Here is a 12,740-nt window from a genome sequence, read left to right on the forward strand (position 1 = left end):
TCCTCGAATGTCCGCACCCGCTCCTGCCCGCACCGTTCTAGTCACTGGCGCCGCCAAAAGATTGGGTCGCGAAATTGCGCTGGCGCTGGCCAAAGACGGTTGGCAGGTGGCCGTGCACTACCGGGATTCACTGGAAGAAGCCACCAAGACCGTGGCTGACTGCGCCCAATTGGCCGGCCGCAGTGCCGCTTTTCGGGCCAATCTGACAAATGAGACGGCAGTCCGCAATTTGCTGCCAAAAGTGATCCAGCAATTCGGCCGGGTCGACGCGGTGGTCAACAGCGCTTCCACTTTTGAACACGACACGGTGGCCAGTTTCAGCTTTGCCGCCATGGACAAGCACTTGCGCAGCAACACCGGGGCCGCCATTATTCTGGCGCAGGCCCTGCATGCCCATGTGCTGGGCCGCGATGGGTCGGCCAGCGCGCAAGCGCGCCGGCCGCTGGGCGTGGTGGTTAATCTGCTGGACCAGAAACTGTGGAACCAGAACCCCGATTTTTTAAGCTACACGCTGTCCAAGGCGGCGCTGGAAGCCGCCACCACCATGCTGGCCATGGGACTGAGCCCGCAGCTTCGGGTCGTCGGCGTGGCGCCCGGCCTGACCCTCACCAGCCACCTGCTGAGCCAGAAGAAGTTCGAGGCGCTGCACCAGTTGTCGCCCTTGGGCCGTTCCTCAACCGCCGCCGATGTGGCAGCCACGGTCAAATTTGCGATCGACAACCAATCCATCACCGGCACCACCCTGCTGGTCGATGGCGGCCAGCACCTGATGAAATTCGAACGCGATTTCTCCCTGCTGTGATGCCCAGGTACTCAGACACGGAAATATCGAAACATGAAAGCGCGTCTTCGCACCCATGCCGTCGTTGCAAGCCTTGCAGGCCGCGCCGTCGCTGAGCTCCGGCCCTTCGGCCCGTCCAAGTCTGCTCAGCAGACTTGGAGCCGCGGGCCTCAGCCTCGCCATAGCTACAGCTATGTCTGCGGTTTGCGCCTAGGCCTGAGCGCGAATCCATCGCTTTCATTTTGTTCCGACACCTCTGTGTCTGAGTACTAGCAGCGAACCGATACCTTTTTTACGGTACTTCACCATGCCCCATACCCCAGGTCGCCAGACCCTCACGCTTACCGGTTTGCGGTTCAATGCCAGCTTGGGCATTTTGGAGCTGGAAAAATCGGCGCCGCAACCGATTCAGGTCGATGCCGAACTCAACCTCGGCCAGCAACCCCTGCTGCCGCACGACGACGACATCAAGCGCGTGCTGGATTACCGCATGGTGCGCCAGATCATCATCAACGAGTGCACCGCCGAACATGTCCATTTGCTGGAAACCCTGATCGGCAAGCTCGCCAACCGTTTGCTGCAATTGCCGGGCGTGCTGGGCGTGCGGGTGAAAATTGCGAAACTGGAAATTTTCGATGACTGCGAGGTGGCGATTCGGGTGGAGACCGGGGAGTGGTAATTCCCCCACTCACTCGGTTTTTTTCCACTCACACCCCCCGCCAACTACGATTTGCGCGACCCAGGACCGCACATGGCTGAATGCGAATTGAGGTTTGTTCAATGATAGGAGGGGAAAATAATGGCACGCGATGTATACACAGTCACGGTCACCCACGACGGACTTGGAAAAAGCAGAGTAATAACAGGTTCCAATCAGTTCGTTGTGCGAGAAAAGGCGGGGGCGCTGGAACAAGAGTGGAACGTGGCATGGTCCCGCAAGCAGGCGGCTCTGCAAGACAGAGAGAAGAAGGAGGCAAATCGTCAGGCTGATCTGCGCAACAAACAACAGTCTAGAGAAGAGCTGCAGTCCTATAAGGAAGATCAAGCCAAAACGGCCCAGGAGCGCACCCAGGAGGCGGTTGACGCCATTGATGCGGTCAAGGGCTTGCTGACTCACACCCTTTCGGTAAACGACATGGTGAATTGGGACAGGCTCAAGCGCCGAGAAAAATTTTCTCAACCCAGACCAAGACGGGCGCAGGTTGCCGAGCCAACTTACATTAACGTTCCACCCAAACCGGACCGCGCAGACAAACGTTTCAATGCCGATCTGGTCGCGTCGTCGAATCTGACATCCGTTCCACGCCAACCTTCTCCATTTGACCAAGAATTTCGTCCAGTCTTAGGTTTCTTTGCAAGGCTGTTTACCTCCGAAAAGCGCAAGCAGGAGATGGCTGACGCAGCTTGTCAACTTGCTCTTCCTGACTGGGTTGCGCGCTGCGCACAAGTGAATGTTGAAAATGAGCGACTATTGCAGGCCAAGTTTGATCGGATGACGGAATTATGGTGTGAAGCTAAACAAAAAGGAGAAGAGGAAAACGCACGCCTGAAAGCTCAACTGGACACTGAAACTGAGAGGGTGAAACTGTCATTTGAGCAAGATTTAAGTCGTTATCAGGCTGCCAAGACTGCTTTTGAGATTCAGCAGGAAGAACACAATCAAAGCATCGACAAACACAAGGCAAATTTTGAAGCGCTGGAGACCGGCGCTGTGTTTGATTATTTCGACCTGGTACTCAATGCCTCGGAGTATCCGGAGCACTTCCCGCGCGAATGGGAGATTGATTACTTGGCAGACATCAAAACTCTTGTGGTCAACTTCACGCTACCCGCGCCGTCGCACATGCCAACGCTAAAAGAGGTGAAGTACTTGGTAACTAGGGATGAGCTGAAAGAATCATTTTTCGGTGAGCGCGAAACCAATGCTCTTTACGACTCGGCTTTGTATCAAATCACATTAAGAACCGTGCATGAACTATTTGAGTCTGACTATGCCAACGCGCTGGACGCGATCGTCTTCAATGGCATTGTTCACGGGGTTGACAAGACCAATGGACATAACACCACGGCCTGCGTGTTGTCACTACAGGCGAGCAAAGAGGAATTCATGGCGATCCAACTCGCCAACATCGACCCCAAGGCATGTTTCAAGAAGCTGAAAGGGGTTGGCAGCAGTCAACTGCATGGTCTGTCGCCGGTTGCCCCCATTCTGTGGATTGAAAAGTCCGACAGCAGATTCGTTGACGCCTATGCCGTTGCAGACGGCCTGGATGAAGCAACCAACCTGGCAGCGATGGACTGGGAAGACTTTGAGCACCTGGTACGTGAATTATTTGAAAAAGAGTTTCGCACTACCGGTGGCGAGGTGCGCATTACGCAGGCTAGCCGCGATGGTGGTGTTGATGCCGTCGCGTTTGATCCAGACCCGATAAGGGGAGGAAAAATTGTCATCCAGGCCAAGCGCTATACCAACGTGGTTGGAGTGTCGGCGGTGCGTGACTTGTACGGCACTGTCATGAATGAAGGTGCAACAAAAGGCATTCTTGTCACCACAGCAGACTACGGCGCTGATTCCTACGAGTTTGCCAAGGGGAAGCCGCTGACCTTGCTCAACGGAAGCAACTTGCTCCATTTGCTAGCAAAGCACGGGCATAAAGCGACCATTGATATTCAGGCTGCGCGTGCTAGTCAATGAGTCCCCGAATCGGTTTGTGGCTGAAAAACGCTGGCTTGTCGCGCATCGCCCCCCGCCGAGCGAAGGTTGGAATGCACGCATTGGTATCGACGTGATGGAACGCGCAAATGACGTTGCATCCCGCCAGCCGTCTTCCGTTTTCGCAGCGTGCTCTGGCACTTCTTTCGTTTAAACACACGGCCAAATACGGCTGTTGGCTCCCTCTTCCGCCCGGCGGGGCGGGAGAGGGCGGGGGAAGTGAGTGGGGAAAAAATAACGAAAAAATGAACAATCAAAGAGTAAGAGAAAATCGGTACTAATCGAATACAAGGAAAATGAATGAGTGCCGTCTGGATTGACAAGGAGGTCACTGATCCTGAGACAGAAATCAGGAAAGAACCGAAGATAGAGCGTGAAATCCACAAGCTCGAAAAGCGCCTGTGCCGCCAGGTCGGCCAGGCCATCATGGACTTCAACATGATTGAAGCCGGCGACCGCGTCATGGTCTGTGTCTCGGGCGGCAAGGACAGCTACGGACTGCTGGACATTTTGCTCAAATTGCAGGCTCGGGCGCCCGTTCGCTTCGAGCTGATCGCGGTCAACCTGGACCAGAAGCAGCCCGGCTTCCCGGACCACATCCTGCCGGCCTACCTGAAAAGTCTGGGGCTGCCGTTTCACATTGAAACGCAGGACACCTACAGCATCGTGAAGAAGGTCATTCCCGAAGGCAAGACCATGTGCAGTCTGTGCAGCCGTCTGCGCCGGGGCATTTTGTACCGGGTTGCGGACGAGCTACGGGTCACCAAGATCGCGCTGGGCCACCACCGCGACGACATGCTGCAAACCTTTTTTCTCAACATGTTCTTTGGCGGCAAGCTCAAGGGCATGCCGCCGAAACTGGTCAGCGACGATGGCGGCCATATCGTCATCCGGCCGCTGGCCAACGTGGCCGAGCAAGACCTGACGCGCTGGGCCGCGCATCGCCAGTTTCCGATCATCCCCTGCACCCTGTGCGGCAGCCAGGAAAATCTGCAGCGCCAGCAAATCGGCAACATGCTGCGCGACTGGGAAAAGAAATACCCCGGTCGCATCAAGAGCATGTTCACCGCGCTGCACAACGTGGTGCCTTCGCACCTGATGGACGCGTCGCTGCACAACTTCAAGGACATCCAGACCACCGGCGTGACCAACGCGGACGGCGACAAGATGTTTGACGCGGAAGAATTTCCGCTGGCCTCCTTGCCCAATCTGCAAGTGCTCAAGCTTTAGGTCAAGCCATGCAAGCGACCCGCATCATTGCCATCCGCCACGGCGAGACCGCCTGGAACGTGGACACCCGCATCCAGGGACAACTTGATATCGAGCTGAACGAAACCGGGCGCTGGCAGGCGCGCCGGCTGGCACGGGCGCTGGCCGGCGAGGAGATTGGCGCCATCTACTCCAGCCATTTGCGGCGCGCCTGGGACACGGCGCACGCGATCGCCCGGGTCAGCGGGCCGGCGCCGCAAGCCCACGAGGGTTTGCGCGAGCGCGGTTTTGGCGTCTTTCAGGGCAAGACCTTTACTGAAATCGAAGCGGTCTGGCCGGAACAAGCCCGCTGCTGGCGCCGGCGCGACCCACATTGGGCACCCGAGAACGGCGAGTCGCTGCTGGCGTTGCGCGAACGCATCGTGCAAACCGTCTCCGAATTGGCCCAACGGCACGAAGGCGAACAAATTGTGCTGGTGGCCCATGGCGGGGTGCTGGACGTGCTGTACCGCGCCGCCACCGGTCAGGACTTGCAGACCCAGCGCAGCTGGAACCTGGGCAACGCCACCATCAACCGCTTGCTCTGGACGCCCGACGGCCTGACACTGGTGGGCTGGGCCGACAGCCGCCATCTGGAGGACGATGAAGCACTTGACGAAACCACCACCTGAGCCGGTGAACGCGGCTCTGCCGGGGCGCCTCAGCCGGCTGGAACTGCTGCTGATGGCGGTGGCCGCACTGGCAACCGTCACCAGCGTGCTGGGCCTGCAAACGCTGCACTTCATCTTCAAGCCACTCACCATGCTGCTGGCCATTCTGCTGGTCGCTGTGCGAGCCCGCCAATCGCCCACGGCCAGCCGCTTCGACACCTTGCTGCTGGCGGCGCTGGCGGCCTCGCTGGCCGGCGATGTTTTCCTGATGCTGCCCGGCAACTACTTCATACCGGGCCTGGCCTCATTCCTGGTGGCGCATCTTTTCTACATTGCCCTGTTCCGCCGCGGCGTGCCCTGGTTTGCCAGCCGTCGAGCCCTGCTCGGCACGCTGGCGGTAGGTTCCGCCATGTACCTCTGGGTCTGGAGCGGCCTGGCCGACCCGGTGCTGAAACTGGCGGTGGCCGCCTACGTCAGTGTGATCGCGCTGATGGTGGCGCAGGCCATTGGCCGGGCCGTGGTGCAGCGCGATGCGGCCGCTAGCGCCGTGGCACTGGGCGCCTGCATCTTCATGCTGAGCGACGCACTGATTGCCATCAACCGCTTCGTGCAGCCGCTACCGTTGGTGTCTTTATGGGTGCTGACCAGCTATTACCTGGCGCAAATCCTGATGGTCCACAACGCCCGACCGCCCAGCCCGCCAGGTGGCGCCTGTTCAGGCACCAAATAGTTCCGCGTCGCGATTGGGCGGCGCAACGCCCAGGTGCCGGTAGGCGGCCAGCGTAGCGATGCGGCCGCGCGGCGTGCGCTGCAAATAGCCTTGCTGGATCAGATAGGGCTCGATCACGTCTTCAATCGTCTCGCGCTCTTCACCGATGCTGGCGGCGATGTTGTCGAGGCCCACCGGGCCACCGTCAAAGCGATGGATCACGGCTTCGAGCAATTTGCGGTCCATCAGGTCGAAACCCTGCGGATCGACATCCAGCATCGCCAGCGCGCGGTTGGCGATATCCAGCGTGATCTCGCCTATGCCTTTGACGTCGGCATAATCGCGCACCCGGCGCAGCAGCCGGTTCGCGATGCGCGGCGTGCCGCGTGAACGCCGCGCAATTTCGAAGCCGCCTTTGTCGTCCGTCGAAACCTTGAGCAGACCGGCGCTGCGCCTGACGATCAGCGCCAGCTCTTCGGGGCTGTAAAACTCCAGCCTGGAGACAATGCCGAAGCGATCGCGCAGCGGATTGGTCAGCATGCCGGCGCGCGTGGTGGCTCCCACCAGTGTAAAAGGCTGCAAATCGAGCTTGATGGAGCGCGCCGCCGGCCCCTCGCCGATCATGATGTCGATCTTGTAGTCTTCCAGCGCGGGGTAAAGAATTTCCTCCACCACGGGACTCAGGCGGTGAATCTCGTCAATGAAAAGAACGTCGTTCTTTTCCAGGTTGGTCAGCAAGGCGGCCAGGTCCTTGGGTTTTTCCAGCACCGGACCGCTGGTCTGGCGCAGGTTCACGCCCAGCTCGTGCGCGATGATGTGCGACAACGTGGTTTTGCCCAGGCCGGGCGGACCAAACAGCAGGACATGGTCCAGCGCCTCGTCGCGCATCTTGGCGGCGCTGATGAAAATCTCCAGTTGCTCGCGCACCTTGCCCTGACCCACGTATTCGCTCAGCAGCTTGGGTCGCAGGGCACGCTCCACCGCCTCCTCGTTGGGCGAGGCGGGTGCGCCAGACAGCATGCGTTTGGCGGGCGCTGGGGAGAAGTCGTCGGTCTGAATGCTCACGGCGGTTGCGGTCTGCTGAAGGAGGCTTGACTATAGCGTGCAGCTTAAGCCGACTAGCGCGCCAACGCCTTGAGCGCCAACTTGATGCCATCGCTGACACCCACCTCGGCCGGCAGCGCCTTCAGCGACGCCGCCGCTTCCTTGTCGCTGTAACCCAGTGCCAGCAGGGCTTGCAGGATGTCGACCTGGTCGGCGTTGGCGACGTTGGCCGAGACGCCGATATCCGCTCCGAGCTTGCCTTTGAGTTCCAGCAGCAGGCGTTCCGCCGTCTTCTTGCCGATGCCCGGCACCTTGATCAGGCGCCCTGCTTCCTGCAGCGTCACGGCCTGCGCCAGTTCGGCCACACTCATGCCGGACAGCACCGACAAGGCGGTGCGGGGACCGACGCCGGAGATCTTGATCAGCTGGCGAAAGGCCTCGCGCTCCGGGGCACTGGAAAATCCGTAAAGAATTTGCGCGTCCTCGCGCACCACGAAGTGCGTCAACAAACTCACCTTGGCGCCCAGCTCCGGCAGGTTGTAAAAGGTGCTCATGGGCACATGCACCTCATAGCCGACACCCATGCAATCGACCATCACCTGTGGTGGATTTTTGTCGCACAGGGTGCCCGTTAGTTTGCCTATCATTTATTGCCTATCATGGATAACCTATTTCAGGAATTATCAACTTGATTCTCAGACACTTGTTTTCCCCGCCCAACAACACCCGCCTGTCCCACCTGTGCGGCCCCATGGACGAACACTTGCGCACCATCGAGGTGGCCTTGCAAGTCAAGATTGCGCACCGCCATGAGCAGTTCAAGGTGGATGGCAACAAGGCCAATGCCAAGCGTGGCATGGAGATGCTGCAAGCCCTGTACGAGATGGCGGCGCGCCCGATCGAGCCGGCCACCGTGCAGTTGATGCTGGCCGGCGACGCCGACCTGGACGGCGCTGACAGCGTGACCTTGAAAACCAAGCGCAACGACCTGAAAGCCCGCACCCTGAACCAGGCCACTTACCTGGACAGCATCGCCGGCCACGACATCACCTTCGGCATCGGCCCGGCCGGCACCGGCAAAACCTATCTGGCCGTAGCGATGGCGGTGGACGCCTTGCAGCGCAGCACCGTGCAGCGCATTGTGCTGACGCGCCCGGCGGTGGAAGCGGGCGAGCGCCTGGGCTACTTGCCGGGCGACCTGGCGCAAAAAATCGACCCCTATCTGCGCCCCCTGTACGACGCGCTGTACGACTTGATGGGTTTCGAGCAGGTGCAAAAGGCCCTGGAACGGCAAACCATCGAGATCGCCCCGCTGGCCTTCATGCGCGGACGCACCCTGAACACCGCCTTCGTGATTCTGGACGAGGCGCAAAACACCACGCCCGAGCAGATGAAGATGTTCCTGACCCGCATCGGCTTTGGCTCCAAGGCGGTGGTGACAGGCGACGTAAGCCAGATCGACCTGCCCAAAACCCAGCTCAGCGGCCTGATCGACGCCGAGCGCGTGCTCAAGCGCGTGCCGGGCATTGCCATCTGCCGCTTCACCAGCGCCGATGTGGTGCGCCATCCGCTGGTCGCGCGCATTGTCGATGCTTACGATTCGTCGCGCAAAAGAGCTGCGTCGCTGCCCTGAATCATGCTCAACCGTCTGACACTGTCATTGCAATTCGGCAAGTTCCCGGATGCAGCGGCGCACCGCGCCGCACTACCTCGCCACCAGGTGACGCGCTGGATTCGCCATGCCCTGCAAAGTGACGCCGAGATCACGGTGCGCGTGGTCGATGCGGAGGAAGGCCGGGCCTTGAACCGCGACTACCGGCACAAGGACTACGCCACCAATGTGCTGACCTTCGACTACGCGCAACAGCCCATCGTCAGCGCCGACCTGGTGTTATGCGCCCCGGTCGTGGCAACCGAGGCCCGGGAGAACGGCAAGACGCTGCAAGCCCACTACGCGCACCTGCTGGTGCACGGGGTCTTGCACGCGCAAGGCTGGGAGCACGAGAGCAACGTCACTGACGCGCTGGCGATGGAAGCACGCGAGGCGCTGATCCTTGCCGGCTTGGGGTTTGACAACCCCTACCAAGAAATGTCCCAGCACTAGCTCAGACACCGAGGTATCTGAGCACTGGCAATCGTCGGGCGTGGCGGGCGGGCGGCGCCAGCCCGACCGCTGTTGCCTCTTACTGGGACAGAATCCAGCCGACCAGATTCTTGATCTCGGCCGCGTCCTTGGTGGCGATGACTTTGTGTTCTTCTTCGGTGCCATCTTGCTGCTTGACCTTGGGCGCTTTGGTCACGGCGTCTATCAGTTTGGCCTCGGCATCTGCTTTGCCCTTCCATTTCGCCGCTATCTTCTTGAATGAAGCCGCTTTTTTGTCCTTGTCTATCGCATGGCATTTCAGGCAGTCACTCTTCTTTGCCAACGCCGCAGCGGCGTCGGCATTGACGGCGGCGTAGGAAGCGCTGGAAAACGCGACCGCCACAACACCCAGGACTGACAAAGCGACCAGTTTTTGAGGAATTGAAAGTTTCATTGCAAGGTTTCCTTTTGAGTTCCGTCTCATTGCATTTGACGGATGAATACCATCATTGACACCGATAACAGCCTGCGGGTCGGGATGACCAAAACAGGTGCCGCATCATTTTGCGCGGCTTCAAGGCGCTGCTTGACAACATCTGAGAGGTCTCTGATCTGGGTCAACGCAAAAGTGGTCAGTCCGGACACCAGGGCCGATCACACCCGAGTGGCTTCGAATTTCACCGCATATAAAAAATGTTCCCTGCTTTGCCTCCGTATCCCGTTGATTGCACGGGACTTTCCTGTTTTTACGCGTAAAAATGTATATAAAAATTGTACTTTGATTCACTAAAAATCATCAAAAACCAACTTCCACCTTCTGCGAACTCATGTAAGTAATTGATATTTAATAGGATTTAGATAGATTTTGGATGTGGCACGGGGCTTGCGTTCAGTCTCTCGCAAGCACGAGATGCCGGAGGTAAACCAAATGAATGAGAAAGCCAAGATCCTGGTCGTTGACGACGAGGAGGTCATTCGACTCAGTTATCTCCGAGCCCTCTCCGGAGAACGGTGCAAGGTGGAGGCGGTAAATAACGGCAGCGATGCCCTGCAAATGATGGGGCAGTATCCGTTCGATGTCGTGCTGCTGGATCAGCGCATGCCAGGAATCGACGGCATGTCGGTGTTGAAGACCATCAAGGAAAAGTGGCCCGATAGCGAGGTGATCATGATCACCGGGTACCCCGCGGTTGAGTCCGCCAAGGAGGCGGTAACCCTGGGCGCCTATGACTACCTGGCCAAGCCGATAGGCCCGGACGACGTCATCAACGCGGCCAACGGCGCCATGCAACATAAAAGGTGGGCTTTGCACCATGAACGCCAGGCGCAGTGCGCCAACGTTCGGTAGCGATCAAACGATGTGGGAAATGTGTTTCGGACTTGTAGCAATTTTGCTGCTGAAGCTGTTTTGATGAAGGAGAAATGTCATGGGTGCTCTGCGTAAGGTGCTGGTTGTCGATGACGACCCCGTGGTCGGCAAGAGTTTCAACCGCGTTCTTTCCGAAGAAAAAGGCTATCGGGTCATCACCGCCCAAAATGCCGCCGAAGCGTTGGAGAGGCTGCGCGAACAAGAATACGACGTCGTCTTTACCGACATCAAGATGCCCGGCATGGACGGCGTCGAATTGACGGAACGGGTGAAGGCCAGCCGGCCCTGGACACCCGTGGTCATTGTGACCGGTTATGGCACCACCGCCAATGAGGAAAGGGCCAAGGCGGCAGGCGTATCGGACTTTATACACAAACCCCTGTCGCCTGAAATGATTGAGGAAAGCGCCGTTCAAGCGCTGCGCCACCCGGCGCCAGAAAGTGTTGTCAAGGCAAGCGCGAGCCCGCTCCAAAGTGTCCCGGGCGAGGCGCCTGAAGAGGGTGGCAGGATCAAGAACATCGCCCTTTTCCTGGCCGCTCCCTTCATCGGTTTGGCTTATGCCGTGATGCTCCCCTTCGTCGGCCTTGGCATGCTGGCCTGGCTTGGCGGGCGGGCCTTGCTGACGAAGACTCCTAAAGAATGAAGCTTTGAGCTACATCACAAATCCCGCAATGAATTCTCACGCCAGAAATAGGCAAACCGCATCCGGGGGAGACAATCTTCCGGATGGTTTTGTTGCCGGCAAAAATCAACAGATAGGGGAACCCGAATGAAAAGCTCCCGCACGATGGGCCACCTGCTCCAGTCATCCCGCGCCATGCGTCTGATGGTGACGAGCCTGCTTGCGCTGGTCCTGACCTTTGTGGGTTTGAACGCCCACGCGGCCCAGGCCGAGTTGTCCAAGGAGGACAAAGCTTGCCTGTCTTGTCACGACAAGGAGGGTTTGGTCAAAACACTGGAGAGCGGAGAAATTCTCTCCCTGGGTATTTCGACCAAAGCCTACGTCGAGTCGATGCACCTCGGAACCAGTTGCGAGGACTGTCATTCGAATCTCGACGGAAAAACCCATGGCAAGGTAAAGAAGCCGATCAGCAGCAAACGCGATTTCTCGCTCACCATGCGTGAAACCTGCCGCGACTGTCACAAGAAGAAATTCACGCAGTACGAAGACAGCGTCCACGCAGCGTCGATAAAAGCCGGCAGCAAGAAGGCTCCTTTATGTTCCGATTGCCACAATCCGCATACCGTGCGCTCGGTAAAAATCGTCGCGCCGATCACGGACACCCCTTGCGCCAAATGCCACCAGGATATCTTCAAGGCCTATGCCAAGGATGTCCATGGCCAGGAGCGTATTGCCAAAGGCATCAGCGCCCCGCTGTGCGCGGGTTGCCACCAGGCGCATGCCGTCCAGGCCGCCTCCTTGGGCGATGGCGTGAAAGACGCCTGCCTTGCCTGCCACAAAGAGGCGGTAACTCAGCACAAGGACTGGTTGCCCAATACGGCACTGCACTTTGAGGCGATCTCCTGCCCGGTCTGTCATGCGCCGGATGCGCAACGCCGGGTCAATCTCAGGCTCTATGACGGCACGGCAAAACGCCAGGTGGCGGAAAAAACCGGTGTGCCGAAATTCCAAAAACGTACCGATGCCGCCGACAGCAAGGACATGGGTCTGGACGAGCGGGCCTTGTGGAGCTTGCTGAAGGAATTCAATCAGGACGGCGGCGACGGCAAAATGGTGTTGCGCGGCCGCCTGGAAGTGCGCTCGGGCGTCGAAGCCCATCAGTTGAGCGACAAGTCCAAAGCCATCAAGGACTGCGATACCTGCCACAAGGAAGGTGCCGCCGCCTTTCAAAGCGTGACGCTGACGATCGCCGGTCCGGATGGCAGGCCGTTGCGCCATGGCATCCAGAAAGATGTGTTGAATTCCTTGACCTCGATGGACTCGGTGCGCGGGTTTTACGCCATCGGCAGCACCCGCATCAAGCTGCTCGACACCTTGCTGGTACTGGTCTTGCTGGGCGCCATCAGCGTACCGCTGGGGCACATGACGATCAAGCGCTTGTTCAAGAGCGTAAGGGAAAAACTCGAGGCCGAGAGACTCGCGGCCCTTGCGACTGCCGACCAGCCAGCGCCAACCGGCCATCGTCAGGCCGATGACAACGTCTCAAAATAGCAGGAAATC

General features: G+C 58.8%; 14 protein-coding genes. 11 read left to right on the forward strand and 3 right to left on the reverse strand.

Annotated elements, in window-relative coordinates; translation table 11 throughout:
• Positions 1 to 7 precede the first annotated feature (7 nt).
• From PHS32_RS01540 to PHS32_RS01565, 6 genes are all read left to right on the forward strand, one after another.
• On the forward strand, positions 8 to 802 hold the full coding sequence (locus PHS32_RS01540; protein ID WP_301076992.1) for an SDR family oxidoreductase: 795 nt from the start codon (positions 8 to 10) through the stop codon (positions 800 to 802).
• A gap of 286 nt (positions 803 to 1,088) precedes the next feature.
• Positions 1,089 to 1,460: a dihydroneopterin aldolase gene (locus tag PHS32_RS01545; RefSeq protein ID WP_301076993.1), complete on the forward strand. Its 372-nt coding sequence runs from the start codon at positions 1,089 to 1,091 to the stop codon at positions 1,458 to 1,460.
• A 120-nt stretch (positions 1,461 to 1,580) separates the two neighbouring features.
• Positions 1,581 to 3,476, forward strand: coding sequence for a restriction endonuclease (locus tag PHS32_RS01550; protein WP_301076994.1), 1,896 nt, complete (start codon positions 1,581 to 1,583; stop codon positions 3,474 to 3,476).
• A 318-nt stretch (positions 3,477 to 3,794) separates the two neighbouring features.
• On the forward strand, positions 3,795 to 4,724 hold the full coding sequence (ttcA, locus tag PHS32_RS01555; protein ID WP_301076995.1) for a tRNA 2-thiocytidine(32) synthetase TtcA: 930 nt from the start codon (positions 3,795 to 3,797) through the stop codon (positions 4,722 to 4,724).
• Between the two features lie 8 nt (positions 4,725 to 4,732).
• On the forward strand, positions 4,733 to 5,374 hold the full coding sequence (locus tag PHS32_RS01560) for a histidine phosphatase family protein (protein ID WP_301076996.1): 642 nt from the start codon (positions 4,733 to 4,735) through the stop codon (positions 5,372 to 5,374).
• On the forward strand, positions 5,346 to 6,083 hold the full coding sequence (locus PHS32_RS01565) for a lysoplasmalogenase (RefSeq protein ID WP_301076997.1): 738 nt from the start codon (positions 5,346 to 5,348) through the stop codon (positions 6,081 to 6,083). The genes PHS32_RS01560 and PHS32_RS01565 overlap by 29 nt, the downstream gene beginning before the upstream one ends.
• Here PHS32_RS01565 and ruvB read toward each other — a convergent pair.
• Together ruvB and ruvA are read right to left on the reverse strand one after the other, a co-directional pair.
• Positions 6,069 to 7,127, reverse strand: coding sequence for a Holliday junction branch migration DNA helicase RuvB (ruvB, locus tag PHS32_RS01570; RefSeq protein WP_301076998.1), 1,059 nt, complete (start codon positions 7,125 to 7,127; stop codon positions 6,069 to 6,071). The two genes, PHS32_RS01565 and ruvB, sit on opposite strands and share 15 nt — an antisense overlap.
• Positions 7,128 to 7,180: 53 nt before the next feature.
• Positions 7,181 to 7,753, reverse strand: coding sequence for a Holliday junction branch migration protein RuvA (ruvA, locus tag PHS32_RS01575; RefSeq protein WP_301076999.1), 573 nt, complete (start codon positions 7,751 to 7,753; stop codon positions 7,181 to 7,183).
• Between the two features lie 41 nt (positions 7,754 to 7,794).
• On the opposite strand from ruvA, the gene PHS32_RS01580 reads away from it, so the two are divergent.
• Together PHS32_RS01580 and ybeY are read left to right on the forward strand one after the other, a co-directional pair.
• A complete protein-coding gene (locus tag PHS32_RS01580; RefSeq protein WP_301077000.1) occupies positions 7,795 to 8,739 on the forward strand; it encodes a PhoH family protein in 945 nt (314 codons plus the stop codon).
• Entirely contained in the window at positions 8,740 to 9,210 is a 471-nt protein-coding gene (gene ybeY, locus PHS32_RS01585) for an rRNA maturation RNase YbeY (RefSeq protein WP_301077079.1), read from the forward strand.
• A 79-nt stretch (positions 9,211 to 9,289) separates the two neighbouring features.
• On the opposite strand, the gene PHS32_RS01590 is transcribed toward ybeY, so the two are convergent.
• Positions 9,290 to 9,643, reverse strand: coding sequence for a c-type cytochrome (locus PHS32_RS01590; RefSeq protein ID WP_301077001.1), 354 nt, complete (start codon positions 9,641 to 9,643; stop codon positions 9,290 to 9,292).
• A 474-nt stretch (positions 9,644 to 10,117) separates the two neighbouring features.
• Here PHS32_RS01590 and PHS32_RS01595 point away from each other — a divergent pair, with 474 nt between their 5' ends.
• The 3 genes from PHS32_RS01595 to PHS32_RS01605 all read left to right on the forward strand — a co-directional run bounded on the left by PHS32_RS01595 (position 10,118) and on the right by PHS32_RS01605 (position 12,731).
• Positions 10,118 to 10,537 carry a response regulator gene (locus PHS32_RS01595; RefSeq protein WP_301077002.1) on the forward strand — a complete coding sequence of 140 codons (420 nt, stop codon included), beginning with the start codon at positions 10,118 to 10,120 and terminating at the stop codon, positions 10,535 to 10,537.
• A gap of 79 nt (positions 10,538 to 10,616) precedes the next feature.
• Positions 10,617 to 11,201, forward strand: a complete 585-nt coding sequence (locus PHS32_RS01600) for a response regulator (protein WP_301077003.1) — start codon at positions 10,617 to 10,619, stop codon at positions 11,199 to 11,201.
• 126 nt (positions 11,202 to 11,327) lie between these two features.
• Positions 11,328 to 12,731, forward strand: a complete 1,404-nt coding sequence (locus tag PHS32_RS01605) for a cytochrome c3 family protein (RefSeq protein ID WP_301077004.1) — start codon at positions 11,328 to 11,330, stop codon at positions 12,729 to 12,731.
• Positions 12,732 to 12,740: the final 9 nt, after the last annotated feature.

Source organism: Rhodoferax sp., assembly GCF_028714215.1.
GTDB lineage: Bacteria > Pseudomonadota > Gammaproteobacteria > Burkholderiales > Burkholderiaceae_C > Rhodoferax.